This is a genomic window from Nocardia sp. NPDC049220, assembly GCF_040647855.1.
In the GTDB taxonomy this organism is placed as follows: domain Bacteria; phylum Actinomycetota; class Actinomycetes; order Mycobacteriales; family Mycobacteriaceae; genus Nocardia.
On record NZ_JBEZDA010000017.1, the window covers coordinates 24,630 to 51,489 of the forward strand.

A 26,860-nucleotide genomic window follows, 5' to 3' on the forward strand; every position below is an offset into this window, starting at 1 on the left:
GGTCGCAGGGCCGGTCGGCGAGGTCAGCCGCAGCCATGCCGCAGCACGCAGTGTTGCCGCACACCGCGCCGGGACGGACGAAGGTCCGGCCGCCGCACCCTTTTGAGGAAGGAACACTCCGATATGACCACAGAGGCCTACATCTACGAGGCCATCCGCACTCCGCGCGGCCGCGGCAAGAAGAACGGCTCCCTGCACTCGGTCAAGCCGATCGACTTGACCGTCGGTTTGGTCCAGGAGCTGCGCGGCCGCTTCCCGAACCTCGACGAGGACCGGATCTCCGATCTGATTCTCGGGGTGGTCGCGCCGGTCGGTGACCAAGGCGCCGACATCGCTCGTACCGCGGTCACCGTCGCCGGACTGCCGGACACCGTGGGCGGCTTCCAGCTCAACCGCTTCTGTGCCTCCGGCCTGGAAGCCGTCAACCTGGCTGCTCAGAAGGTCCGTTCCGGCTTCGACGACCTGGTACTCGCCGGTGGCGTCGAGTCCATGTCGCGGGTACCCATGGGCTCCGACGGCGGCGCGTGGGCGCTAGACCCGTCCACCAACTACGACACCTACTTCGTACCCCAGGGCGTCTCCGCCGACCTCATCGCCACGATCGAGGGCTTCAGTCGCGACGACGTCGACGCCTACGCGGTGCGTTCGCAGGAGTTGGCCGCCAGGGCGACCACCGGCGGCTACTTCGCCAAGTCGATCGTCCCGGTCAAGGATCAGAACGGCATCGTCGTACTGGACAAAGACGAGCACATGCGCCCCGGCACTACCGCCGAGGACCTGGCCAAGCTCCAGCCGTCCTTCGCCGTGATCGGTGAGATGGGTGGCTTCGACGCGGTGGCGCTGCAGAAGTACTACTTCGTCGAGAAGATCAACCACGTGCACCACGGTGGCAACAGCTCCGGCATCGTCGACGGCGCCGCGCTCGTGCTCGTCGGTTCGGAGGAGGCGGGCACGGCGTCGGGCCTGACCCCGCGTGCGCGCGTCGTCGCGACCGCGACCAGCGGCGCCGACTCGACCATCATGCTCACCGGTCCGACCCCGGCCGCCAAGAAGGTGCTGGCCAAGGCAGGTTTGACCCTCGACGATATCGACCTGGTCGAGATCAATGAGGCGTTCGCCTCCGTGGTATTGAAGTTCCAGAAGGACCTGAACATCCCGGACGAGAAGTTGAATGTGAACGGCGGCGCGATCGCGATGGGTCACCCGCTGGGGGCGACCGGCGCCATGATCACCGGCACCATGGTCGACGAGCTGGAGCGCCGCAACGGCCGCTACGCGCTGATCACGCTGTGCATCGGCGGCGGCATGGGAGTAGCGACCATCATCGAGCGGGTCTGATCCCGCACCGACCCCGATTCAACCCGCGGAGTGAGCGATGCTCGCCTACCTTGCGCAGGACCACCACGATGGCTCCCGGCTGTACGGCCCGTGAATGCCGCGAATTCCACTATGCGGCGTGCACGTCCGGCCCGGAGCTACAGCTCGGGTAAGCACATCGGGCTCGCGAACGCCGCAATCGAACCAGGAGACACAGAGCTGTGAGCGAAACCACCATGATCGGTTGGGAGCAGGATTCGGACGGCATCGTCGTGTTGACGATGGACGACCCGAACCAGGGCGCCAACACGATGAACGAGCTGTACAAGAAGTCGATGACCGCCACCGTCGACCGGTTGGAGGCGGAGAAGGACACCATCACCGGTGTCGTCGTGACCTCCGCGAAGAAGACCTTTTTCGCGGGCGGTGACCTGAAGAACATGATGAAGGTCGGTCCGGACGACGCGCAGGCGCTGATGGACGAACTGACCGAGATCAAGGGCGCGCTGCGTCGTCTCGAGCAGCTGGGCAAGCCGGTTGTCGCCGCCATCAACGGCGCCGCGCTCGGCGGTGGCTTGGAGATCGCGCTGGCCACGCACTACCGCATCGCGGCCGATGTGCCGGGATCGCAGATCGGTTTGCCGGAGGCCACCCTCGGCCTGCTGCCCGCAGGCGGCGGTGTCATCCGCACTGTGCGGATGCTCGGCTTGCAGAACGCGCTGATGCAGGTGCTGTTGCAGGGCCAGCGCAACAAGCCGGCGAAGGCCAAGGAGATCGGCCTGGTCAACGAGCTCGTCGGTTCCGTCGACGAACTGGTCCCCGCGGCCAAGGCGTGGATCAAGGCCAACCCGGACAAGGGTGTGCAGCCCTGGGACGTCAAGGGCTTCAAGATCCCGGGCGGCACCCCGTCCTCGCCGGCGTTCGCGGCCAACCTGCCCGCGTTCCCGGCCAACCTGCGCAAGCAACTCAAAGGGGCGAACATGCCCGCGCCGCGCGCCATCATGTCGGCCGCGGTCGAGGGCTCGCAGGTCGATATCGACAACGCGTCGCTGATCGAGTCCCGCTACTTCGTGCACCTGCTCACGGGCCCGGTCGCGAAGAACATGATCCAGGCGTTCTTCTTCGACCTGCAGACCATCAACAATGGTGGTTCACGGCCGAAGGACGTGCCGAAGAAGGAGATCACGAAGGTCGGCGTGCTCGGTGCGGGCATGATGGGCGCGGGTATCGCCTACGTGTCCGCGAAGGCGGGCTATCAGGTGGTGCTGAAGGACGTCACGATCGAGGCGGCCGAGCGTGGCAAGAACTACTCCGAAAAGATCGAGGCCAAGGCGCTGTCGCGGGGTAAGACCACGGAGGAGAAGTCCAAGGCGCTGCTGGACCGGATCACGCCGACCGCGGACGCGGCCGACTTCGCCGGTGTCGACTTCGTCGTCGAGGCGGTCTTCGAGAACACCGAACTCAAGCACAAGGTGTTCCAGGAGATCGAGGGCATCGTGACCGCGGACGCGCTACTCGGCTCGAACACCTCCACCCTGCCGATCACCGGTCTCGCGACCGGCGTGCGACGTCAAGAGGACTTCATCGGCATCCACTTCTTCTCGCCGGTCGACAAGATGCCGCTGGTGGAGATCATCAAGGGGGAGAAGACCTCGGACGAGGCGCTGGCCCGGGTATTCGACTACACCCTCGCCATCAAGAAGACCCCGATCGTGGTCAACGACAGCCGTGGCTTCTTCACCTCGCGGGTGATCGGCACCTTCGTCAACGAGGCGATAGCGATGCTTCAGGAGGGTATCGAGCCCGCGACCATCGAGCAGGCCGGCCTGCAGGCGGGCTACCCGGCCGCACCGCTGCAACTGTCGGACGAGCTGAACATGAAGCTCATGCAGAAGATCGCCAAGGAGAGCCTGGAGGCCGCTCAGTCCGGTGACACCACGATGGGCGCCAAGCGTCACCCGGCGCAGGAGGTGATCGACTTCATGGTGTCCGAAGGTCGTCCCGGCCGCCTGGAGAAGGCGGGCTTCTACGAGTACGACGAGAACGGTAAGCGCACCGGCATCTGGCCAGGCCTGCGCGAGCATTTCAAGACGACGGCGAATTTCGGTGTCCCGCTGCAGGATTTGATCGACCGTATGCTGTTCGCGGAGGCGATCGAGACCCAGAAGTGCTTCGACGAGGGCGTGCTGGAGTCAACCGCTGACGCCAACATCGGCTCGATTTTCGGTATCGGCTTCCCGGCCTGGACCGGTGGTGTGCACCAGTTCATCGTCGGTTATCCGGGTGGCCAGGCGGCCTTCGTGGAGCGCGCGGACTACCTCGCCAAGACCTACGGCGACCGCTTCGAGGTGCCGGCCTCGCTGCGTTCATAGTCGCCACGCCGAATGCAACGGCAAAGCCCGCCACCGCTTGTGATGGTGGTGGGCTTTTGCCGTTTCGCGGGCGCGTGATGCCCGTCGTATTTCCCAGCTGCGGTCATCGCGGCATGGACCTTGCTCGATATGTTGGGAGTCGTGCCAAGACATAGCCGCCGAATTCTGCTCGCCAGTTGTGTTCTCGTGCTCGGGTCAGCGCCCGTGGCGATGGCGCCGGCGGCTACCGCGGATCCGGTGGCTACTGCGGATCCGGCGGTGGGCACATCGGTGCGATTGCTGGGCGAGCAGGTGATCGAGCACAACCTGGATTTTGCGGGCACCACGGTCGGCGGCCTGTCCGGGATCGACTATCAGGAGCGCACCGGCGAATACGTGTTGATCAGCGATGATCGGTCCACCCGGAATCCCGTGCGGTATTACACCGCGCACATCGGGGTCGGTGAGCACGGCGTCGGTCCGGTGACGTTCACCGGCACCCATCCGTTACGGACGGCGACGGGAGACACCTACGCGCCGAATTCGGTGGATCCCGAGGAGATCCGGGTAGATCCATGGACCGGCGACTACTACTGGACGCAGGAGGGCGAGCGCACCGACACCGTCCGTGCGGACCCGTCGGTTCGGATTGCCCAACCCGACGGCGCATTCGCGGGAGACCTGCCGATCCCGGGCAACGAACGGATGCTGCCCAATAGCGGACCGCGGCAGAACATGGTGCTGGAGGGCGCGACCTTCGCGGCAGGGGGAACGCTGTTTCTGACCTCGATGGAGGGACCGCTGCTGCAGGACGGTCCCGCGGCGACCGCGACCAGCGGCGCGCCCACGCGGATCACCGTCCAGGCACGCTCCGGGCCGCTACTCGCGCAGTACGTGTATCCGATGGAGCCGGTCTTCGCCGAGTCACGCCCCGATCCAGGCCTCGGCATGAATGGGATCGCCTCCCTCTTGGCCGCCGACCCGCTGGATCCGACCAAACTGCTTGTCCTGGAACGGGCCTATGTCCCTGGCGTCGGGAACAAGATCCGCATCTACGAGGCCGATCTCGGCACGGCAACGAATGTCCTCGACGTGCCGATCAGCGGCGCGCGTCCGGTGTCCAAGCGGCTGCTGGTCGACCTCGCCGATGTCGGGCTCTCGCGGATCGACATCGTCGAGGGCATGACCTGGGGGCCGCGCCTGCCCTCCGGTGCGCGAACCCTGGTTCTGGTCAGCGACAACAACTTCGCTGAAGAGCAGATCACTCAGGTGTTCGCGCTCGCGGTCGATCAGTCGGCGGGGAGCAGGTCATCGGCGGCGGCCTGGTAGGCGACCGCGGCCTTGGTGAAGTAGTCGAACAACACCGCGCGCTGATCCGGGGAGTAACCGCCGATGATCTCGCCGATGCGCCGCCGGGCCGGGGCGAGAACCTCGTCGAGGTCGGCCGGCGTGTCGACCAGTTCGACGATCACCTTGCGCCGGTCGGCCGGCGCCGGCCGGCGCCGTACATAACCCGCGTTCGCCAGCCGGTCGATCAGCCGGGTCGTCGGGCCGGTGGTTTGCCCGCTGCGTGCGCCGAGTTCGCCCGGTGTCATCGAACCGGCCAGTTCGAGGATACTGAGCGCGAAGAGATCGGTGGCGCCCAGGTCAACGGCCCGTGCCCCGACTTGTCCGTGCAGCAGCACCGCGTTCAGGTAGCGCCGATAGACCTCGCCCGGCTCCGAGCGCGTCGGCGGCGCCGTCGCGGGCGCCCGCCCGCCCTCCTGTGTCGACACAGGAATCCCTCCACCTGGTGATTTCTTCTTCGAAGAAGAAACTTTTTGAATAAGGCTAGGTAACTGTCGAGCCTGCCGCGCCGTACAGCGGCCCGGAGATCCGGGATCGGTGATCACGAAACTGTGCCGATGGGGAACTTCTCCCGTGTGATCTCGCGCCGCGCTACGTTGGAGTATGCGCAGACATACCGGACGCTGCGGTGTCATCGGCAGTGTCCGGCGTAGGCGCTGAGTTGGCCGGTGACACCGATTCGATGTGAATTCGAGGTGATCACATGAATCCGCAGACGCGTTCAGGCAGGGTGAGCGCGGAATCGAGTGCGGTCGAATCGAATACGCAGCAACAAGTACCCATCGCTGTCGGTGACGAACTCGAAGCGATGGGCTTGTCCGGCGCGGAGGAGATCGGCCGGGGCGGGTTCGGCGTGGTGTATCGCTGCATCCAGACCGTGCTGGACCGGGTTGTGGCGGTCAAGGTGCTCTCCTCGGAGATCGATCAGGAAAGCAGGGAGCGCTTTCTGCGCGAGGAGCAGGCGATGGGCAGACTGTCCGGTCACCCGAACATCGTCGACATCCTGCAGGTGGACGTCACCGCGACCGGCTTACCGCTGATCGTGATGCCGTACTTCAACCGGGGTTCGCTGGACCAGCTCATTCGCGATCAAGGTCCGCTCACCTGGTCCGACTCCGTCCGGGCTGGGGTGAAGCTGGCGGGCGCGATCGAGAGTGCGCATCGCGCTGGAATCCTGCATCGTGATGTCAAACCGGCCAACGTCCTGATCAGCGGGTACGGCGAGCCGGAACTCACGGATTTCGGCATCGCCCGCATTCCCGGCGGGTTCCGCACGTCCAGCAGTCTGATCACCGGTTCGCCGGCATATACCGCGCCCGAGGTCCTCAAAGGCGACGAACCGACCGTCCGCTCCGATATCTACGGCCTCGGTTCGACATTGTTCGCGCTGCTCACCGGCCACGCGGCCTACGAAAGGCAGGCAGGGGAGAAAGTGGTCGCGCAGTTCCTGCGGATCACCACGCAGCCGGTGCCCGACCTGCGCGAGGTGGATATCCCCTCGGATGTGGCCGACGCGATCGAGCGCGCCATGTCGCCGAATCCGCGGGACCGGCCGGAAACCGCCCTCGAGTTCGGCGAATTGCTGCGATCTGTCCAGGGTGACCACGACCAGCTGCCCGACGAGATGGCGCTGCTGGATACCGCGCTCGACGACGATCCCGCCGCCACCCTCAGCGAACCGGCGAGAGCGTCGACCAGCTCCCATCCCGCGGTCATCGCGCGGCGTAGTTGGCCATTGACGCTGCGGCCCGCGGTTTCGCAGCATTCCGGCGGCACGACTGTGTCCGCGATCACGATGCCGCCGATACCGGAAACCAAATTCCGTCCGCCGACGCCGACCCGAGAGCCGGTGCCGCGGCCGCGGCTACTCGACATCCTGCGCGCGGGCGGCCGCCGCAGGCTCGCGGTGATCCATGCTCCCGCCGGATTCGGCAAGAGCACGGTAGCTGCGCAGTGGCGGGCCGAACTCGCCGAGCAGGACGTCGCGGTCGCCTGGCTCAGCATCGCCAGCGACGACGACAACGAGATCTGGTTTCTCGCCCACCTCATCGAGGCGATTCGCCGGGTCCGGCCGGATATCGGTGGCGGCCTCGACGAGGTGCTCGAGGAGCGACCCGCCGATGCCGCCGCGTTCGTGATCTCCACGCTCATCGACGAGATCCATGCGAGTGGCAAAACAACCGTGGTGATCGTCGACGACTGGCATCGGGTCACCGACGCGGGCGCGCACCGCGCGATGGACTCCCTGCTGGACAACGGCTGCCACCATCTGCGCTTCGTCGTGACCAGCCGGGAGCAGTCGGGACTGCCGACCGGACGGATGCGGGTACACGACGAGTTGGTGGAGATCGGCTCGGCCGCGCTGCGCCTGACCGAGGCCGAGACCAGACAGATCCTGGTGGAGCGCAACGGGTTCGCGCTCAGCACCGCTCAGGTGGCCGCGATCCACACGACCACCGACGGTTGGCCCGCCGCGATCCAGCTGGTGAGCCTGTCGCTGCGCGGAAACGCCGACGCCGCGCAGCTGATCGCGACTCTTTCCGAGGGTAGTCATGGCATCCGCGAGTACCTGGCGGAGAACGTCCTCGATGCGCTGGAACCGAAGATGCTGGAGTTCCTGATGTCCATCGCCGTGACCGAGCGGGTTTCCGGGCCGCTCGCCGCGGCGCTGTCCGGCGAGGCGGACGCCGAACAGCTGCTGGAGCAGGCCGAACAGCGCGAACTGTTCCTGCGCCGGATCGAGCACGACCCGGAGTGGTTCCGGATGCAGCCGCTGTTCGCCGAGCATCTGCGTGCTCGGCTGGAGCTCGTCCACCCTGGGCAGTTGAAGGTTCTGCATTGCACAGCGTCGCGTTGGTATGCCGAACACCAGTTGCTGCGCAAGTCGGTCGACCACGCACTGGCCGCGGGCGATCTCAAACTGGCGCTCGATCTGCTGGAGGGCGGCGGGATGGATCTGATCGACGGCTCCCGCCTGGCCACGCTGCTGGGCAGCGTTTCGAAACTGCCGATGCAGCAGGTGGCCTCGCGCTCCAAACTGTTGATGGCAGTGGCCAGGGCAAACGTCAACCTGCAGCAGTCCGGGCCCGCGCGTACCGCGTTGGGCAGACTGTCGAACATCCTGGCTCGCGGTTCGGCTACCGATGCCGACGTGCGCGTGCAGCGCTGCCAGGCCGTGGTGCTTTCCGCCGCGGACCAGATCGCCCACGACCATACCGACGGCGTGCTCGAACGGGTCGCCGACTGCCTGCGACACCCGGAAGAGCTGCCGGCCTGGACGGTCTCGACCGCAGCGAACCTGACCACGTTCGTGCAGCTCTGCGAGTTCGACTTCGAGGGTGCCAGGCAGATGCAGGAATGGGCCGAGGAATACCACGCGCGGTCGAAAGATCCGCTCGGCATGGTCTTCGGACGCTGCAGCCAGGGCTATGCCGCCGTCGAGCAGCTCGACATCCCGACGGCCGCGCGGTGCTTCCAGCAGGCCAGGGACGCCGCGCGGGCGCGTTCGGGTTCGCGCTCGCGTGCGGTGCGCGTCGCCGCGGCCTTGTCCGGCGAGCTGAACTACCGCCGTGGCGACCTCGACCTCGCCGACCACCTGCTCGACGAGAGCCACGAGCTGGTCACCCGGGTCGGCACGGTGGACTTTCTGATCTCGACGTTCGTCGTCGGCGCCAGGGTGAAGGCGGCGCGCGGGGACCTGTATACCGCGGCTGCCCGGCTGGATGAAGGCGCCCGCATCGCCGTCGACAATCGGCTGACCCGGCTCGGTTCGCACATCCGCGCCGAACGGTTGCGGCTCGGCCTGCCATTGGACGCCGCCGACCGGCCGTACATCGACCCTGCGGAGTCGAGGCAGCCGCAAGTGAGCTATCGGATGAACGGCGTGGCCGTGCTCGCCGCCGAGGCCGAGGAGATCGCCGTGATCCGCGCGCTGCTCGCCGCGCAACTCGGATCCGACGACCGGGCGGTGCGTCGTGCCCGCGCGCTGCATGGACATATGCTCGAAAAGCGCCGTCCACGAGCGCAATTGGATGCCGCCCTGCTGCTCGCCGAATGTCTGGCCGCCTCCGGCTGGGTCGGCGAGGCCACCAACCTGCTGCTTCCCGCCGTGGCGACCTGCGCCGACGTCGGCTGGACGAGGCCGTTGCTGGACGCGGGGCCGGGCGTGGTGGGGATCCTGCGGGTGCTGCGCGGCGATGAGCCGACCGCGGCCACCCACGTCGGTGACACCGAACTGCCCGCCCAGTTCCTGGATGAACTTCTGAACGGGGCGGGCAGCGAGATCTTCTGACCTACGGCTGCCACCACGGACGCAGCGGCACGGTCCAGTCGCCATCTCCGGGCAGTTTGACGCCGAGCACCTGGTGCAGCTGAATCACGTTGCGCTGGAAGCCGAGCCGACAGCCTGCCATGTACAGGCCCCACACTTTGGCGGTTCCCTCGCCGACCTCATCGACGCAGGCATCCCAATGGGTGACCAGGTTCTTGCACCATTCGTGCAGGGTCAATGCGTAGTGCTCGCGCAAGTTCTCTTCGTGCAGCACTTCGAGTCCGACGTTCTGGATCTCGGAGATGATCCGGCCGGAACCGATCAGCTCACCGTCCGGGAACACGTAGCGATCGATGAAGTCACCGGCCTTGGTGGTGCGGATGTTGTCCGGGCGGGTGATGCAGTGATTCAGGAACAGGCCGCCATCGCGCAGTTTGCTCTTGATGTAGCCGAAGTAGAACGGGTAGTTGTGCACGCCGATGTGCTCGGTGAGCCCGATCGAGGACACCGCGTCGAAGTTGCCCTCCGGCACGTCGCGGTAATCCGAGTGGCGCACCTCGGCCAGGTCGGAAAGTCCCTCCTCGGCGATTTTCTTCTGCGCCCAGTCCGCCTGCTCGGCCGACAGCGTCGCACCGATGACCTTGACGCCGCGCTTGGCCGCGTACCGCGCCATGCCGCCCCAGCCGCAGCCGATATCGAGCAGCCGGTAGCCTTCTTTCAGCCGCAACTTCTCGAAGACCAGGCGATACTTGTTCTCCTGCGCCTGCTCCAGTGACCAGTTCTCGTCGCCGTAGGCCGCACAGGTGTAGGTCATGGACGGTCCGAGCACCTTCTCGTAGAAGGCGTTCGAGACGTCGTAATGGTGGTGGATGGCCTCGGCGTCACGAGTCTTGGAGTGGCGCAGGCCCTCGAAGGCGATGCGACGCCAGCGCGGCAGTGTCTCCTGCGGGGGCGGGGCGATCGGTTTGAGCCGTTCCCAGCCGAGTGAGCGCGCGATGGTCACCAGCGTCAGCGCGGACGGGCGGCGAAACTTCAGCCCGTCGATCGCCTTCAGTATTTCGTACGGATCGCCCGGATGCGCGCCGATGGCGGTCATATCGCCCGAGATGTAGGCACGAGCCATGCCGAGATCACCGGGGGCGGTCGCCAGATAGTTGATGCCACGCGGTGTCTTTATCTCCAGCGTGAACGGCGAATCCTCCGGTCCGGTCGTACTGCCGTCATAGGCCGTCAGCCGAATCGGGACTTTGCCTTCGATCAGGGTCTCGAAGACCTCGGCAATGCTCAGTTTGGTTCCGAGATCCGCCGCGGCATCGGAACGGTCCTTGAATGTCGTCATTTGCGTTGCACCGCCTTCGAATACAAATCCAGTAACCGGTGGTCTGGGTCATAGCGTTTCTTGAGTTCGGTGTAGGTGTTTCCGCCGTATAGTGCTGCGAACTCGGCCTCGTTGTAGAAGGAATCCGAGTACAGCGACTTATGTCCGTCGAAATCGGTCACCGTGCGCTCGATTGCGCGGTTGGCTGCCCCTTCGGGCTGCCCGGAGACCGTGGGGACGGTCGACCAGAACCCGACATTCACATAGGTCCGGTTCGGCTCCAACGGATACAGCGGCCACGTCCGAGCGGCGGCCGCCTCGGACGTGGCACCGCCGTCGGCCGGTTTCTCGGTGTCGCGCAATCGCAGTGGGCACAGCCAGATCGGCTCGATCGGGATCTCGCGCAGGAACCATTCGACGAAGTCCGCGGTGCGGTCCACCGGCACCTCGACATCCTGCACCACCCGCTCACGCGGCGGATTGCCCTTACGCGCCTCCAGCTTGTCGCCGATGTCGTATTTGTGGTCCAGGGCCACCAGCTTCCAGTAGAAGCTGCTACGGCGGTAGCGCTTCGGCCAGAACCGGCGGATCTTCGGGTTCTGCGCGCCGAAGGCGCGCGAACACCAGAACCAATCGGTGTCCCAGCGCCACAGGTAGTCATGAATGGTCAGTCGGTCGCGCCGGGGGGCCACGGCGGAGGCCGTCGAGCGACCGGTTGAACCGCCGCCGTCGTGCCGTATCGACGTGTAGAAGATGTCCATCCCGGTGTAGTCGCTGACCGGGCCCGGTTCGTCGGTCTGACGGCCCAGGGTCAGGTAGCTCTCGTCAGCGGTGAACACGACGCCGTCGAGATAGTCGACCGGCTCCCCGTCGTAGGACCGTTCCGCGACGATCCGCGCGAGGGTCGTCTCCATCTCACGCACACTGTGAAACCGCACGTGTCGCAGTTCGACGTACGGCTGTACCGCCTCCAATTCGATTTTTAGTCGGACCGTGTAGCCCAGCGTGCCGTAGGAGTTCGGAAAACCACGGAACAAATCGGCGTGCTCATTGTCCGGCGTCGCGGTGAGTATCTCGCCGGCGCCGGTGAGAACGTCCATCTCCAGCACCGATTCGTGCGGTAGGCCATTGCGGAACGACGTGGACTCGATGCCGAGTCCGGTAACCGCGCCACCCAGCGTGATCGTCTTGAGTTGCGGTACGACCAGCGGCGCCAGCCCGTACGGGAGTGTCGCGGCCACCAAGTCTTCGTAGGTGGTCATGCCGGCCACGTCGGCGGTCTGCGCGACCGGGTCCACCGCGATGACCTTGGTCAGCCCTGAGACATCAAGTCCGGGTGCGGAGTTCTTTGCTCTGGCTCGAAAGAGGTTCGAGGTCTTTTTTGCCAACCGAACGTTGGCATGCTCCGGTATCGCGCGGTAACTCGCCAAAAGGCGGTTCACGCCCGCTCGATGCGCGGCAAATCCTGATTCGCGTGCGGCCGGTGCCAGTCCGGCCTTCCCCAACAGACTCACTGCCACGCCTCGACGCTAGTACGGACGATTCTGCGGGGCTACCACGAGGGTGCGGTCACGGGAGAAATGTCACGCATATGTTGCTAAATGGAATACCGAATTGTCTGGAGTAGTTCGCAACACGGCGTGCCCTGCGTGTTTTCCTTCGGTATGGACAGTGCAGGATGGAGGCGGTTGAGACACCACACTCGGACAAGGAGCTCATTGTGGGACAGGTCAGCGCCAGCAGTTCGATCGCCGTGGCGGCGGATCCGCAGCGCGTACTGGCAGCCATCGCCGACTACGACACGGTGCGTCCGCGCATTCTGTCCGCGCATTACCGCGACTACAAGGTGGTCGAGGGTGGCAAGGGCGCGGGGACGGTCGCGGAGTGGACGTTGCAGGCCACCGAGAAGCGCTCGCGCAACGTGCACGCGGTGGTTTCGGTGTCGGATTCCGATGTCACCGAGCGCGATTCGAATTCGACGCTGGTGAACACGTGGACCGTCACCCCGGACGGTTCCGGCGCCCAGGTCACTTTGCACACCACTTGGAAAGGGGCGGGTGGCGTCGCGGGCATCTTCGAGGGGATCTTCGCGCCGCTCGGCCTGAAGAAGATCCAGGCCGAGGTGCTCGGAAACCTGCAGCGCGAACTGGTCTGATCCGCCGAGGGCTGTGACACCCGGTGCCCTGGCGGCGCCGGGTTGTCGCGCCGATGGCGACGCGGTGCCGATATCGGCAAGGTGTCCCTCCGAAGCGCCTGGTGTCGTCCAGATCGCACCGTATCTCGTCGAAATCGTTTTGTTCGGCGACATGGCTTTCGAGCGCCCACTAGGTGCGGTCGACAACATGGCACGGTCCGTCGTGCACAGCGCCGGCGAACCGGCATCTCTGATAGAGAAATACCTTGGGGAAGAACGATATTCGCGTTCGCTACGGGCGCGAATGCGACTACCTCGCCTGCGGCGTCCGCAACGACGCCTCCACTTCGCGTGTACGAGTCGGCTCTGCTTCCATCCGCCCGAGACGCACTTGCAGTGCGGTGGCACGGGCGCTCTCGTTCGGCGCGCCGGATCTCCGGCAGCGGCACATCCAACTCTCGCAGCCGCCGGACAAGGGCTGGCAGCTGTTAGGCGAGGGCGAAAGTCAACAGCAGGGTGGTCTGGAACTCCCCACGCCACCACGAGTAGCCGAACCAGACTCCGGGCGCGACCTCGCGGATTTCGTCGTAGACCTGCGGCGTCGGCGACGGGGTGTAGTCGAGCACCCAGGTCGGTTGCCCATCGGTCAGGGCCGGTCCGGCGTAGACATCAGCAGGCCAACTCTCGATGCCCGCACCGGTGAGTTTGTTCAGCAGATAGCCGCCTTCCGGGCCGGTATAGAACGTCTTGCCGATCCATAGCGCGGGCGCGATCGTCTGCATCACCGGTGGGCGGGTCACCCAGCCATCTGTCGTGCCCATGGGGACTGCGCCGAGGGGCGCGTCGTGGAAGATCGCGTCCTGCTGCTCGGCCGAGCAATGCAACCGCAGCGAATCGATGGTCGCGGTTTTGTCGTCCGAGTAGAGCACGCAACCGTCGCCGTAATCTCTGGCGGTCTCGGTGACGCCCGAGTCGGCGGAGACGGTGGGGCTGGTGCCGCCGAGGAAAACACTGGGCAGGCCCAGCGTGAGCACCAGGGTGTTCAGCAAACGCATTCGGTAAGCAGTCATCGCGGTCTCCGGGTCTGCCGCGTCAATCGTCGATGCACCCGCTGATGTTAAGACGATCTTGGTCTGTTCTGGCCGGATCTATCCAACCTGTAACCCGATACCCGAGCTGTAACCCCGATACTCGACCGGTGACACGCGATCTGTTACCTGATGTTCGACCGGTAACGAGGTCTGCGAGGAGGAATCGCCGCGAGGCGGTTCGGTCGCCTCGTGGCTGGGAGAATCGAGGCTGCTCCGGGTACCGGGACCTGCGGGACTAGGCTGGTCTCAGCCCTTCCCCAGAGAGGAACCTTCCGTGCAGCCCGGTGGTCAGTTCGACATGCAACAGTTACTTGCCCAGGCGCAGCAGATGCAGCAGGCGGTGATGGAAGCCCAGGCCGAGATCGCGGCGGCCGAGGTGAGTGGCTCGGCGGGCGGCGGCCTCGTCGAGGTCACCATCAAGGCGACCGGTGAGGTCGTGTCGCTGGCGATCGACCCGAAAGCCGTCGATCCCGAGGATGTGGAGACCCTGCAGGATTTGGTGATCGGCGCGATCAACGACGCGATGGCGAAGGCGCAGAATCTCGCCTCCGAACGACTCGGGCCACTGTCGGGCGGCCTCGGCGGCGGTTCGCTGCCCGGTTTCTGAGCGGACGCGACAGTTGTACGAGGGTCCGGTCCAGGATCTGATCGATGAATTGGGCAAACTGCCCGGCGTCGGTCCGAAAAGCGCGCAGCGCATCGCTTTCCATCTCCTCCAGGTGGAGCCACCGGAGATCGATCGTTTGCAGGTCGCGCTGCAGAAGGTGCGCGACGGTGTGCAGTTCTGTGTGGTGTGCGGCACGGTCTCCGACGGCGAGCTGTGTCGCATCTGCGCCGATCCGCGCCGCGACCGCACCATGATCTGCGTGGTCGAGGAGCCGAAGGACGTCCAGGCGATCGAGCGCACCCGGGAGTTCCGTGGTCGTTACCATGTGCTCGGCGGCGCACTCGATCCGCTCAGCGGCGTCGGACCCGACCAGCTGCGTATCCGGGAGTTGTTGGCGCGCATCGGAAATCAGGAGGACGGCGTCGACGTCACCGAGGTGATCATCGCGACCGACCCGAACACCGAGGGTGAGGCGACCGCCACCTACCTGGTGCGGATGCTGCGTGACTTCCCCGGTCTGAGCGTGACCAGGCTGGCCTCGGGCTTGCCGATGGGCGGCGATCTGGAGTTCGCCGACGAACTGACGCTCGGCCGTGCGCTGTCCGGACGCCGAGCACTGTAAGCCGCCCGGCGGGTGCCTTGCGGCTTGCCCTCGCTTCGCTGCTGTTGACAGTCGGCAACGATGTTTCGGTGGCAAGTGGCCGGCGCGGATCAGAGGTCGACCCGAGACCAGGGAAACAATTGCAGGCGGGTGCGGTCGTCGGTGGCCCAATCCCAGATGAGGGTGGCGACGGTGGCGGCGTCGGGGATGGTGGTACCGAAGTGTTTGTCGGGGGAACCGTCGCGGTACTCGAGGGTGTAGGTGCCGGACTGCTCCCGATAGGTCTGAATGTAGAACTGCTCACCACGTTCGACGACCAGGTACGGGTTCGGCGGGTTCAATTCGAAAACCCACTGGTCGGCAAGCGCTTTGGTCAGATAGGGGAACTCGCCCGCGCCGCCGTGGGTGACGAGGGCGGGCACGTGGCCGGCCGGATCCATCAGCCAGGCGAGCTGCGGGTCGTAGACGGCGTAGTTCAGCGGTGTCGCGAGATCGAACAGCAGGTCGCGGACGAAGCCGATCGCGTCGTAGGGGCAGGACACGTGCAGCGCGGTGCCGGTGGTGGCACCGCCGACCGGGGCGGTGCTGAGAAAACTGTCCGCTTCGGGCAGCTCGGAGTTGCGTCTGTTCAGCTCGGCCGCGATCTGGGTAACTACCCCTGACTCGGGGAGGCCCTGCTGGATGCTCAGGTAGGCGTCGACCTCGGCGATCGACGAGGCAACACCGGATGGCAGCAACACGTGGTCATAACTCACCCGGCCAGGGTACGGAACTGCGCTCAGGCGCGTCGGCGGCCCACGTCGGATCCGGTGCACCGGCAGCCGCCCGCAAGGTCCCCGCAATCGACGACGAACGCGTGCCTGGCTTTGTCGCGATCGCCGCACGCCTGGTCGGTGCATTCGGTGATTCGGCCCGCGTGCACGATCAGGGTTCCGTGGCAGTGGTCGAGAGCGGACTCGCAGGATGAACAACCTGGCATAGCCATGTGACCTCCTGATGAGATCGGTTCGTCCTTCGGTGATACCACCGTTCCGGTGCGGGTGGTGGGACCCGCGCGCCGTGTGTCGGCACCGCGGTGAGGAGATCTCGCGGGGTCGGAAACGCCGATCCGGGACCGCCGCTGGGTCCGCGCAGGTGTGGTGAACTTGCCGCATGGGTATCAAGGTGTCGCTCGAACACCGGACCACCTACACCTTCGGCGGGCCGGTGCAGGTGCATCCGCACGTGGTGCGACTGCGCCCCGCGCCGCACTCGCGGACCAAGATCGAGGCTTACTCGATGCGGGTGACTCCGGGCGAACATTTCGTCAACTGGCAGCAGGACGCATTCGGCAACTTCCTCGCCCGACTGGTCTTTCCCGACCCCGCCACGGAACTGTCGATCACTGTCGGGCTGATCGCGGACCTGGAGGTCGTCGACCCGTTCGATTTCTTCGTCGAGGACTACGCCGAGCATTTTCCATTCCGCTACAGCGGAGAGCTGGCGGCCGATCTGGAGCCGTATCTGCGTCCGGTCGACGGGAAGCCACGAGGGTCGGAGGCGAATGATCTGGTCCAGCGGTGGGTGCGGGCACACGCGCCGTCCGGATTGCCGCGTACGATCGATTTCTTGGTGACGCTCAACCGGGCACTACGCCAGGACGTCGATTACACCCTTCGGCTGGAGCCGGGGGTGCAGTCACCGGACCACACGCTGCGCGCGGCACTCGGTTCCTGCCGCGATTCGGCGTGGCTGTTGGTGTCCATCTTGCGTGAGCTGGGACTGGCCGCGCGGTTCGTGTCCGGCTACCTGGTGCAGTTGGCGCAGGATGTTCCGGCGCTGGATGGCCCCTCCGGCCCGTCCGCCGACTTCACCGACCTACATGCCTGGGCCGAGGTCTACGTCCCGGGCGCGGGCTGGATCGGACTCGATCCCACCTCCGGACTGTTCGCGGGTGAAGGACACATCCCGCTGGCGGCGACGCCGCACCCGTCGTCGTCGGCGCCGATCACGGGTGCGACCGGGCGTACCGATGCCACCATGGATTTCGCGAACACGGTCCGGCGCGTGCAGGAAGCCCCACGAGTCACCCTGCCCTACCACACTTCCCAATGGGAACGGATTACAGCAGCGGGTGCGGCGCTCGATGCCGTGATGGCCGCGGCCGACGTGGGCCTGACCATCGGTGGTGAACCGACGTTTGTCGCTATCGATGACCAGACGAGCCCGCAGTGGACCACCGACGCCGACGGCCCACACAAGCGCGAACGCGCTGTCGACCTCGCACACCGATTGCGGACGATCTACGCTCCAACCGGTGTCGTGCAGTATCGGCAGGGCAAGTGGTATCCCGAAGAACCCTTGCCGCGCTGGGAGATCGCGGTCGCGTGGCGTGCGGACGGCGAATCCCTCTGGCAGCGCCAGGATTTGCTGACCGACCCGTGGTCGCCGCCGGGCGAGCGGGTCGACGCGAAGTGTGGCGTGCAGCCGAAACTCATGCCCGCGCACCCCGATTCGGCGCGTGTCCTTATCGCCCACGTCGCGGTCGGGCTCGGCCTGCCGGAAACCCAGGTGCGTCCGGCCTTCGAGGACCCGCTCGTTCGGCTGGCCGCGAAAGTCCGTGCACCGAAAGGTGATTGGATCGCCGCAGGCGACGACATCGACCCGGACGACGATTCGATACAGACCAGAATGGCGCTGCTCGCGCGCCTGGACGAGAGTGTCACCGAACCTGCGGCGTATGTGTTGCCGTTGTACCGCAGGGATGACGGCGTCGGCTGGGCCAGCCCCGCATGGCGGCTGCGCCGCGGCCGCACCGTGGCCGCTGATGCCGGGCGAATCGTGTTGACCGAAGGGGATTCCCCGGCGGGACTTCGTCTGCCGCTGGAGTCCATCTCCTGGCGTGAACCGTCGGTGCGCCCGGACGTCGACCCGTTCCTGGAGGGTGGCCCGCTGTCGGTGTCCCGGTCTGAACCCCAGGCCGTGGTCGAACCCGCCGATGACGCGTTGCCCACCGCGCTGGTCGCCGAGGTGCGTGGCGGCAAACTGCACGTATTCTTGCCTCCTGTCGCGAAGCTGGAGGATTTCGTCGACCTGGTGACGCGCGTCGAGGCGGCGGCTTCGGCACTCGGCCGCCATGGGCAGCCCATCGTGCTCGAGGGGTACGCACCGCCCGGCGACGCGCGGTTGACGGCCCTGTCGGTCACACCCGACCCCGGGGTGATCGAGGTGAACGTCCAGCCCACGGTGTCGTTCGCCGAGCAGGCCGAGCTGCTGTCCACGCTCTACGAACAGGCCAGGCTGGCCCGGTTGAGTACCGAATCCTTCGAGGTGGACGGAACGCACAGCGGGACAGGCGGTGGCAATCACATCACGCTCGGTGGAGTGACTCCCGCGCGCTCGCCGCTGCTGCGCCGGCCGGATCTCTTGGTGTCGATGCTCACCTATTGGCAGCGGCATCCGGCCCTGTCGTATCTGTTCGCGGGTCGGTTCGTCGGTCCGACCTCACAGGCGCCGCGGGCGGATGAGGGGCGGGAATCGGCGCTGGACGAGCTGGAGATCGCTTTCGCCGAAATTGCCAGGCTGAGCGCGCGGTCGAACGGCCGAGCCGCCGATCCGTCGGATGCCACGCAGCCGGTGCGCCGGTCAGCGTCCAAGGATGAACCCCCCTCCGATGTACTCGCCGCGCCCTGGCACGTCGATCGTGCGCTGCGTCACCTGCTGACGGATCTGACCGGTAATACGCATCGCGCCGAGTTCTGCATCGACAAGCTGTACAGCCCCGATTCGGCGCGTGGCAGGTTGGGCTTGGTGGAGCTGCGCGGCTTCGAGATGCCGCCGCACGTCCAGATGGCCATGGTGCAGTCGTTGCTGGTGCGCGGGCTCGTCGCCCGGTTCTGGGCCGAGCCGTACCGCGCGCCGCTGCTTCGGCACGGCGCGAACCTGCACGGACGGTATCTGCTGCCGCATTTTCTGATGTCCGACATCGCCGAGGTGGGCACCGACCTGCGCGCGCACGGTATCGATTTCGACACCAGTTGGCTGGATCCGTTCACCGAGTTTCGTTTTCCCCGGATCGGCGCGGTGCTACTCGGCGACGTCGAACTCGAACTTCGCGGCGCGATCGAGCCGTGGCGCACGCTGGGTGAGCAGACGGTAGCCACCGGAACAACACGCTATGTCGACTCTTCGGTGGAACGATTGCAAGTACGGGTGGTGGGCGCCGACCGTGGCCGCCATGTGGTCACCTGCAACGGCATGCCGGTGCCACTGCTCGCCACCGACAAGGCCGACGTACAGGTGGCGGGGGTCCGCTACCGCGCGTGGCAACCGCCGAATGCCCTGCACCCGTCGATCACGGTGGACGCGCCACTGGTCTTCGACCTGATCGACGCGCAGACGGGGCTGTCCCGTGGTGGCTGCACCTACCACGTCGCGCACCCGGGCGGTCGCGCCTATGACGTGCCCCCGGTGAACGCGGCAGAAGCGCAATCACGCCGCAACCGCCGCTTCGAGGCCGCGGGACACACCATCGAACGTCTGGACCTGGCGGATCTACGTGCGAAAATAGCAGCGCAGTCGCTCGACATCGGTGCACCGGGCATCCTCGATCTGCGGCGGGCGCGGACTGTCTGGGGACTCGGCAGCGACCGTTAGGCACACCTCTGGCAGCGGAAGTGAGGTCGGCGCGATGACGATGCGCGAGGAGACGCCGCCGGAGACGGAAACCGGCCAGAGTGTGCAAGCCGAGTTGGCGCGCTACCGTGCGCAGGGTCTCGACACCGCCGCATACGACGAGTGCGGTCGACCCACCGTCGGCTACTACGACGAACTGATCGGTCCCGGCGGCAAGGTGCGGAGCAAGTGGACGGAGCTTTCCGCCGATTTCGTCGAGCTCGGCAGCACCGGCCTGGGCAGGCTGGACAGCAGAGTGCGCAGACTGATCGACGACGACGGCATCAGCTACACCGAGGTAGGCGCAACGGCGGACACCGCGACGCCGATGCCGTGGCGGCTCGATCCGATCCCGCTGCTGGTCGCCGCGGACGACTGGGCGCAAATGGAAGCCGGGTTGGTGCAACGCTCTCGGGTGCTCGACGAGGTACTCACCGACATCTACGGCCCGCGCAGGACACTCACCTCGGGGCTGCTTCCCCCGGAAGTGGTATTCGGCCACTGTGGGTACTTGCGTGCCGCGCACGGCATCACGGTGCCCGGGCGACGTCAGCTGTTCCTGCATGGGTGTGATGTCAGCCGCTGGAGCGACGGTCAGTACCGCGCGATCGCCGATTGGGCGCAGGCACCGTCGGGCGCCGGATACGCGCTGGCCGACCGCCGGGTGGTGTCGACGGCGATCCCGGAGGCCTTCGAGCATTCCAATCCGCGCCCGCTGACTCCGTTCGCCAGGGCGTTGCGGTTGATGCTGATCGAATCGGCGCAGGCCGACGATGACGATCCAGTGGTCGTGGTGCTCAGCCCCGGCGTACATTCCGAAACGGCTTTCGACCAGGCCTATCTCGCGTCGACGCTGGGATTTCCGCTGGTGGAGAGTGCGGATCTGGTGGTGCGCGACGGCTCGCTGTGGATGCGGTCGCTGGGCACGCTGAAGCGGGTCGACGTGGTGCTGCGCCGCGTGGACGCCGAGTTCTCCGATCCACTCGACCTCCGGCCGGATTCGCGGCTCGGGGTGGTAGGTCTGGTCGAGGTGCTGCGGCGTGGTGCGGTGACCGTTGTGAACACGCTTGGCAGTGGGCTGCTGGAGAACCCGGCGCTGGCCGGGTTTCTCCCCGAAGTCTCCCGCACGTTGCTCGGCGAGGACCTGCTGCTGGAGAGCGCGCCGTCGTACTGGGGTGGCGACGACAGTGCGCGCGGCTACCTGGTCGCACACCTGAACGAGCTGATCATTCGTTCGGCGGTGGACGGCGCTACGCTGTTCGGTCCAAGCCTGAGCCGGGATCAGCGCGATGAGCTGAAGGCCAGGATCGACGCGCGCGGGTGGCAGTGGGTCGGCCAGGAGCCGGCGCAGTTCTCGGTCTCGCCCGCAGTACAGGGGTACGGCGAACTCGCCGCGGCGCCGGTCGGAATGCGACTGTTCTCGCTGGCCCTGCGCGGCGGCTACACCGCGATGTCCGGTGGGCTCGGCCAGTTGCGTCAACGCACCGGTCCCGATCGCGCGGTCGTGAAGGTGGCGGCCAAGGACGTTTGGGTTCGATCCGCGCCGATGCCCGCCGCCGCGATCAGCACCGAGCCGCCGCGGGAGACACGGGAACGGCGCACCGCTCCGAACGGGGAAGCGGTCAGTTCGCCACGTGTTCTCAATGACTTGTTCTGGATGGGCCGCTACAGCGAACGCGCCGAAGTCGCCGCCCGCCTTTTGATCGCCACCCATAGCCGCTATCAGGACTTCCGCTACCGTCGCCGGCTGGAGGGCGCCGACGCGCTCCCGGTTCTCCTGGCCGCTGTCGCCCGAGTCACCGCCACCGTCGGACCGGCCGAGCCGTCGGGTCCACGGTCGATGTCCGCCTCGACGACCCAGGCGGTGCAGCAGAATTCAGCTGATTCCGGGTTGGAACCGGCGAATGTCCGCGCGGACGTCTCCGGCCCCGGTGCGAGCGCTGCCGGGGTCGAAGCCGTGGCCGGCGCGCAGGCGGGGCAACGGATTGCGGCCGGGGTGGAGGCGATCGCCGGAGGGCGACACGGAGAGGGGGGACCGACTGATCGTAGGGGCGAGTCATCGCAGGCCGAGTGGCCTGCCGTGGCCGGGCTATTGCGCGCGGACCGCGAGTACCTCGTAGCGCTGACGATCGATCGGGAGATGCCCGGATCGCTGGCGTTCGCGATCGATCGGTACGGCAATGCGGCGCGTGCCGTGCGCGACCAGCTGTCAGCGGACACCTGGATGATCCTCAGCGCGGTCGACCGAGCGCTGGCCGAGTACCGCGAAACGGCGGGGGACGAGGAGGCCGAGCTGTCGGAAGTGCATTCGCTGACATTGGCCGCCCTGCTGTCGCTGTCCGGGATCAGCGCCGAGTCGCTGGTGCGCGACACCGGGTGGTACGTCATGGATATCGGCAAGCGGATCGAGCGCGGGCTTGCCCTCACTGGGTTGCTGTCGGCCGCGCTGACCCGGAAGTATTCCGAGGAGACCGAGCATGTGGTGACCGAATGGGTGCTGCACAGCACCGAGTCGTCGGTGAGTTATCGTCGGCGACACTGGGATTCGGTGCGAATCTCGGCCGTCGCCGGGCTGCTGCTGTTCGACACCGGCAACCCGCGGTCGTTGACCTACCAGCTGGACCGGCTGGACGCCGATTTCCAAGCGCTACCCGGCACGTCGAGATCGTCGCGCCCGCAGCGACTGCTCGCGGACGCGCATCGGATGCTACGTCGCGTCGACCCCGACGACCTCGACGTCACCGACGAGGATGGCAAGCGAGCCGAGCTCGCCGAACTCTTGGCGGGCGTGCACTGGCGGTTGCGCAAGGTCTCGGAATCGTTCGAGGCCACGAAACTGTCACTGCCGGTGGACATCCAACCGCTGTGGGGTAGCACCCGGGTTGTCGGATGATCGGCGGTAACGGATGCGCCCGGCGCTATCGGCTGGAGCATCGCACCACGTACGCGTACACCGCCGGAGTCAGCAGCTCCTATGGGCGGGCGTATCTCACGCCGCGTGATTTTCCCGGTCAACGGCTGCTGGCGCATGACATCCACATCGATCCGGCGCCGTCGGACCGGTCGGTCGGCTCGGATGCGTATGGCAATGTCACCTCATACTTCCACGTGACCGCCGAGCATCGGAGCCTCGTCATCACCGGCGATTCGCTGGTCGAGGTCGACGCGCCGGATCGCGTCCGGAGCGGCCCTGCCGTCGAGCCGTGGGAGAAAACTCGGCCGACCCGTGCGAACGGACCCCTCGCGGTAGAGTTCGCCCTCGATCTGTATCCGCCGGAGATCACCTCAGAGGTCGTGGCCTATGCGGCCGAATCCCTCACTCCCGGCCGGCCGCTGCTCGATGCGGTGGCCGAGTTGAACTCCCGGATATACGCCGATTTCACCTATGAGTCCGGTTCCACCACGGTGTCGACCAGGGTCGCCGACGTATTCGAGGCCCGTTCGGGCGTCTGCCAGGATTTCGCACGAATCGGCGTCGCCTGCCTGCGGTCACACGGCCTGGCCGCCAGGTATGTCTCCGGCTACCTGGCTACGGACCCGCCGCCGGGGAAGGAGCGCATGGTCGGAGTCGACGCTACGCACGCATGGTCGGCCGTGTGGGTGCCCAGCATCGACCAGCACGATCGCACCGGGCGCTGGATCGATGTCGATCCCACCAACGACCAGTTCGGCGACGAGCGATACATCACCGTCGCGTGGGGACGCGATTACGCCGATGTGCCTCCGCTGCGCGGCATCATCTACACCGACGCGAAGCAGAGCACGATCACCGTCTCGGTCGATGTCTCTCGGGTGGAGGTATAACATGCGCGATTTCGCCTGCCCCAACTGCGGACAGCAGCTGGCATTCGAGAATTCGGTGTGCCTGTCCTGCGCGAGTTCGCTCGGATTCGGTCTCAGCGAGCAGGCCCTGCTGGTGATCGGCGATCCAGAAGGCGCGGCCGCCGTCGACCACGGCAGCGGACTCGTCGACCGCACCCGCTACCGACTCTGCGACAACCTCCATGTGGCGCAATGCAATTGGCTGGTCGAGTGCACCGCCGCAGCGGGATCGGATCGGGGCGCCGCGCTCGGACCGGACGGTGCCGGGGGACCGCTGCTGTGCGAATCCTGCCGACTGACCCGTACCCGTCCGAACAACCTGGACGCCACGGGACTCGCGGCCTTCGCCGAGGCCGAGGCGGCCAAACGCAGATTGATCGTCGAGCTGGTCGGGTTGGGACTGCCGATCGTCGACCGTGAGCGTGACCCGAACTTCGGTTTGGCCTTCGATCTGCTCTCCAGCGCCACCGCCCAGGTCGTCACCGGACACCAGAACGGCGTGATCACGGTGGACCTGGCCGAGGCCGACGACCCGCATCGAGAACAGCTGCGGGTGGCGATGGCCGAGCCGTATCGCACCCTGCTCGGCCACTTCCGCCACGAGATCGGGCACTACTACTGCACCGTCCTGGTCACACCGGATCTCGGAGAAGACGGCGCGATGCGCCGCTTCCGCGAGCTGTTCGGCGATCCGGACACCGACTACCAGGCCGCTCTGGACCGACACTATTCCGAGGGCGCGCCAGCCGGCTGGGCGCAGACGCACGTCTCCTCCTATGCCACCATGCACCCGTCCGAAGACTGGGCCGAGACGTTCGCCCACTACCTGCACATCCGCGACACCCTGGACACGGCCGCGGCTTTCGGGTTCGCTCCTGCGGGCGCCACGCTCGATCGCCCCCAGGTCGGACGCGCGGGCTTCGACAAAATCATCGACCTGTGGTTGCCGCTGGCCTGGTCACTGAACATGATCAACCGCTCGATGGGCCACCCCGACCTCTACCCGTTCGTGCTTCCCGAGCCGGTTCTGGACAAGATGCGCCTGGTCCACGACCTCTGCGCCACCGTGAACCCATAGTGATCCGGCCACGTCGACCCGGCGGGGCCGGTCACGTGGACCCGGACGGGTGCGCGTCGGGGAACTCAGGCGCGCAGGCGCTCGCGGCGCAGCTGGTCGACCTCGGCGAGTTCCAGCGGCGCCAGTTCGGTGACGCCGAGCGCGCGCATCAGCAGCAGGTCGGCGAGTTCGGGGTTGCGGGCCAGTGCGGGACCGTGCATATAGGTGCCGATCACCGAACCCTGCACCACGCCCTCGAGTCCGTCGCCGACGCCATTGCCGATGCCGCGGGTGACCCGTGCGAGCGCGCTCGCCTCGCCGCCGAGTTTTGTTCCACCACGGTGGTTTTCGAAACCGGTGAGCGCCGCGGTGAGCCCGGGCACCAGCGGTGCGGTCGTCACTTCGCCGATGGCGCGCTTGTGCTGGGGCGAGGTGGTGACGTCGATCAGGCCGACGCCGTCCACGCGCTCGCCCGTGGAGGTCTCGTACCACTGGCCGAGCACTTGGATGGCCGCGCAGATCGCCAGCACCGGAGCGCCTTTCGCGGCCGCCTGCTGCAACCCCGGGTAGCGCTGCAGGTGCCGGGTTGCCAGACGTTGCGCGGAATCCTCGGCACCGCCGAGGGTATAGATGTCCAGTGACTCCGGTACCGGTGCGGGCAGGGTGATTTCGACGATCTCCGCGTCGTAACCGCGCATGCGCAGCCGCTGGCGCAGAACGAGCGCGTTCCCGCCGTCGCCGTAGGTCCCCATCACGTCCGGGAGCACCAGACCGATGCGGATGGCCGACTCGCTCATGACTGCACCTTTCCGTCGGTCGGTTCCAGCACGCACGTCGGGTGCTGTGTCGATGATCGTTCGCTCATGTCGTCCGCTCCTCCAGGCCACGGTTGAGATCACGGAACGCGGTGTAATTCGCCAGCACCTCGACATGGCCCGCAGGGCAGGAGGCGATGGCGCGCAACGGATCCGGCACAGTGGTGTGTTCGACGCCGGCGTAGGTGAGTCGGACAGCGAGGTCGGTGGCCCGTTCGCCGGCGGCAACCACCTGAACGCCTTCGAAGTGTTCGAAACGCACGTCCCAGAGCCAGGACAGATCCTCGCCATCGGGCACCTGGCCGTTGACCGCGATCACCAGGCCGGCTGAGGTCGGTTCGATCATCGACAGCGCCTCTTGCCAGCCCGCCGGGTTCTTCGCCAACAGCAGGCGGGCATCGTGCTCGCCGATCTGGACGGTGCGATAGCGCCCCGCGATCTCACGCACGGTGCCCGCGGCCGCGACGGCTTGCCCGGGTTCGGCGCCGAGTGCGACCGCCGCGGCCACCGCCTGCGCCGCGTTGCCGCGGTTGGCCCGGCCGGGCAAGGCGAGCGTCAGCGGGAAGCGCACCCCCTGCGGGCCGACCAGGTCATCTCCGTCCAGCCACCAATTCGGTTCGGGGCGTTCGAAATCCGTGCCGGTACTACGCCAGTGCGGGCCCTCCCAGATAATCGGCTCACCGCTGCGCGGACAGCTGGTCGCGTCCATCGCCCAGCCGCTGCCCGCCGCGACCCACACCACGTTGGGGTGGTCGTAGGCGATCGAGGTGACCAGTACGTCGTCGCAGTTCGCGATCACTACGGTGGCCGGGTGCTTCGCCAGGCCGGCGCGCAGCCTGCGTTCGATCATGTTGATCTCGCCGACCCGGTCGAGCTGGTCGCGGCTGAGGTTCAGCAGCACCACCGCAGAGGGGTTCAGCGCGTCGGTGACATGCGGCAGATGCAGCTCGTCCACCTCGATCGCGGCCAACGGCGCGCGTCGGTGCGCGTTGAGCGCGGCGACGATGCCCGCGTCCATGTTGGCGCCGTCGGCTTGGGTCGCGACCTCGCCGACCGTGCTGAGCGCGGCGGTGGTCATCCTGGTAGTGGTGGACTTGCCGTTCGTGCCGGTCACCAGCACGGTGCGCCGCTGCCGCCCGAGTTGGTCCATGACCGTCGGATCGATCTTCAACGCGATCAGGCCGCCGATCATCGAGCCCTTGCCGCGACCCGCCTTCTGGGAGGCCCATGACGCCGCGGCCGCCGCCGCCAGCGCGAGCCGTCCGCGCACCGATATCTCTGCCACCTCGCGAGTCTATGTTCGTCCCGCGATCCCGGTGCGTCGCGGCCCAGTGTCACGGCCACGGCGGGTCGGTCGCGGTAGCGCACCGCCTCGTAGTTTTTCGGCACAGTACCCAGCTCCGCCGCGGTCTCGGTGATGTTCGTCTGTACCTCTCTGACCAGGCGGGCATGGTTGATCAGGGTGTTCCGCGGCTAC

18 protein-coding genes are annotated in these 26,860 nt (G+C 66.6%); 11 read left to right on the forward strand and 7 right to left on the reverse strand.

What is annotated here, in order from left to right; all coding sequences use genetic code 11:
- The first annotated feature begins 123 nt into the window (after positions 1-123).
- The 3 genes from AB0C34_RS26470 (at position 124) to AB0C34_RS26480 (ending at position 4,997) form a co-directional block, all read left to right on the forward strand.
- Complete coding sequence (locus AB0C34_RS26470; RefSeq protein WP_357078385.1) at positions 124-1,338, forward strand: acetyl-CoA C-acetyltransferase; 1,215 nt, start codon at positions 124-126, stop codon at positions 1,336-1,338.
- A 200-nt stretch (positions 1,339-1,538) separates the two neighbouring features.
- Complete coding sequence (locus tag AB0C34_RS26475) at positions 1,539-3,689, forward strand: 3-hydroxyacyl-CoA dehydrogenase NAD-binding domain-containing protein (RefSeq protein WP_357078388.1); 2,151 nt, start codon at positions 1,539-1,541, stop codon at positions 3,687-3,689.
- Between the two features lie 141 nt (positions 3,690-3,830).
- The gene (locus AB0C34_RS26480) at positions 3,831-4,997 is read left to right on the forward strand and encodes an esterase-like activity of phytase family protein (RefSeq protein WP_357078391.1); all 1,167 of its coding nucleotides are present in this window, start codon (positions 3,831-3,833) and stop codon (positions 4,995-4,997) included.
- Here AB0C34_RS26480 and AB0C34_RS26485 read toward each other — a convergent pair.
- Complete coding sequence (locus AB0C34_RS26485; RefSeq protein WP_357078394.1) at positions 4,958-5,443, reverse strand: MarR family transcriptional regulator; 486 nt, start codon at positions 5,441-5,443, stop codon at positions 4,958-4,960. The two genes, AB0C34_RS26480 and AB0C34_RS26485, sit on opposite strands and share 40 nt — an antisense overlap.
- A 275-nt stretch (positions 5,444-5,718) precedes the next feature.
- Here AB0C34_RS26485 and AB0C34_RS26490 point away from each other — a divergent pair, with 275 nt between their 5' ends.
- Positions 5,719-9,306 (forward strand): protein kinase, encoded by a 3,588-nt coding sequence (locus tag AB0C34_RS26490; RefSeq protein WP_357078397.1) that lies wholly within the window; start codon positions 5,719-5,721, stop codon positions 9,304-9,306.
- A 1-nt stretch (position 9,307) separates the two neighbouring features.
- On the opposite strand, the gene AB0C34_RS26495 is transcribed toward AB0C34_RS26490, so the two are convergent.
- Positions 9,308-10,624, reverse strand: a complete 1,317-nt coding sequence (locus AB0C34_RS26495) for a class I SAM-dependent methyltransferase (RefSeq protein ID WP_357078399.1) — start codon at positions 10,622-10,624, stop codon at positions 9,308-9,310.
- The gene (locus tag AB0C34_RS26500; RefSeq protein ID WP_357078561.1) at positions 10,621-12,117 is read right to left on the reverse strand and encodes an FAD-binding oxidoreductase; all 1,497 of its coding nucleotides are present in this window, start codon (positions 12,115-12,117) and stop codon (positions 10,621-10,623) included. The genes AB0C34_RS26495 and AB0C34_RS26500 overlap by 4 nt, the downstream gene beginning before the upstream one ends.
- 206 nt (positions 12,118-12,323) lie before the next feature.
- On the opposite strand from AB0C34_RS26500, the gene AB0C34_RS26505 reads away from it, so the two are divergent.
- The gene (locus tag AB0C34_RS26505; protein WP_357078402.1) at positions 12,324-12,758 is read left to right on the forward strand and encodes an SRPBCC family protein; all 435 of its coding nucleotides are present in this window, start codon (positions 12,324-12,326) and stop codon (positions 12,756-12,758) included.
- Between the two features lie 467 nt (positions 12,759-13,225).
- Here the strand turns inward: AB0C34_RS26505 and AB0C34_RS26510 are convergent, their stop codons facing one another.
- Positions 13,226-13,807 carry a hypothetical protein gene (locus AB0C34_RS26510; RefSeq protein WP_357078405.1) on the reverse strand — a complete coding sequence of 194 codons (582 nt, stop codon included), beginning with the start codon at positions 13,805-13,807 and terminating at the stop codon, positions 13,226-13,228.
- 295 nt (positions 13,808-14,102) lie between these two features.
- On the opposite strand from AB0C34_RS26510, the gene AB0C34_RS26515 reads away from it, so the two are divergent.
- Positions 14,103-14,435 (forward strand): YbaB/EbfC family nucleoid-associated protein, encoded by a 333-nt coding sequence (locus AB0C34_RS26515; RefSeq protein ID WP_357078408.1) that lies wholly within the window; start codon positions 14,103-14,105, stop codon positions 14,433-14,435.
- 13 nt (positions 14,436-14,448) lie between these two features.
- Positions 14,449-15,057 (forward strand): recombination mediator RecR, encoded by a 609-nt coding sequence (gene recR / locus AB0C34_RS26520; protein WP_357078411.1) that lies wholly within the window; start codon positions 14,449-14,451, stop codon positions 15,055-15,057.
- A gap of 89 nt (positions 15,058-15,146) precedes the next feature.
- On the opposite strand, the gene AB0C34_RS26525 is transcribed toward recR, so the two are convergent.
- Positions 15,147-15,791, reverse strand: coding sequence for a hypothetical protein (locus AB0C34_RS26525; protein ID WP_357078414.1), 645 nt, complete (start codon positions 15,789-15,791; stop codon positions 15,147-15,149).
- A 397-nt stretch (positions 15,792-16,188) separates the two neighbouring features.
- Here AB0C34_RS26525 and AB0C34_RS26530 point away from each other — a divergent pair, with 397 nt between their 5' ends.
- Genes AB0C34_RS26530 through AB0C34_RS26545 form a run of 4 tightly spaced genes read left to right on the forward strand, consistent with a single transcriptional unit; the run spans position 16,189 to position 24,589 of the window.
- Positions 16,189-19,671 carry a transglutaminase family protein gene (locus AB0C34_RS26530; protein ID WP_357078417.1) on the forward strand — a complete coding sequence of 1,161 codons (3,483 nt, stop codon included), beginning with the start codon at positions 16,189-16,191 and terminating at the stop codon, positions 19,669-19,671.
- A gap of 34 nt (positions 19,672-19,705) precedes the next feature.
- Complete coding sequence (locus tag AB0C34_RS26535; RefSeq protein ID WP_357078420.1) at positions 19,706-22,582, forward strand: circularly permuted type 2 ATP-grasp protein; 2,877 nt, start codon at positions 19,706-19,708, stop codon at positions 22,580-22,582.
- Positions 22,579-23,493, forward strand: a complete 915-nt coding sequence (locus tag AB0C34_RS26540; protein WP_357078423.1) for a transglutaminase family protein — start codon at positions 22,579-22,581, stop codon at positions 23,491-23,493. The genes AB0C34_RS26535 and AB0C34_RS26540 overlap by 4 nt, the downstream gene beginning before the upstream one ends.
- A gap of 1 nt (position 23,494) precedes the next feature.
- Positions 23,495-24,589: a putative zinc-binding metallopeptidase gene (locus AB0C34_RS26545; protein WP_357078426.1), complete on the forward strand. Its 1,095-nt coding sequence runs from the start codon at positions 23,495-23,497 to the stop codon at positions 24,587-24,589.
- Between the two features lie 65 nt (positions 24,590-24,654).
- On the opposite strand, the gene AB0C34_RS26550 is transcribed toward AB0C34_RS26545, so the two are convergent.
- A complete protein-coding gene (locus AB0C34_RS26550; RefSeq protein ID WP_357078429.1) occupies positions 24,655-25,365 on the reverse strand; it encodes a glutamine amidotransferase in 711 nt (236 codons plus the stop codon).
- 64 nt (positions 25,366-25,429) lie between these two features.
- On the reverse strand, positions 25,430-26,668 hold the full coding sequence (locus AB0C34_RS26555; RefSeq protein WP_357078432.1) for a Mur ligase family protein: 1,239 nt from the start codon (positions 26,666-26,668) through the stop codon (positions 25,430-25,432).
- Positions 26,669-26,860: the final 192 nt, after the last annotated feature.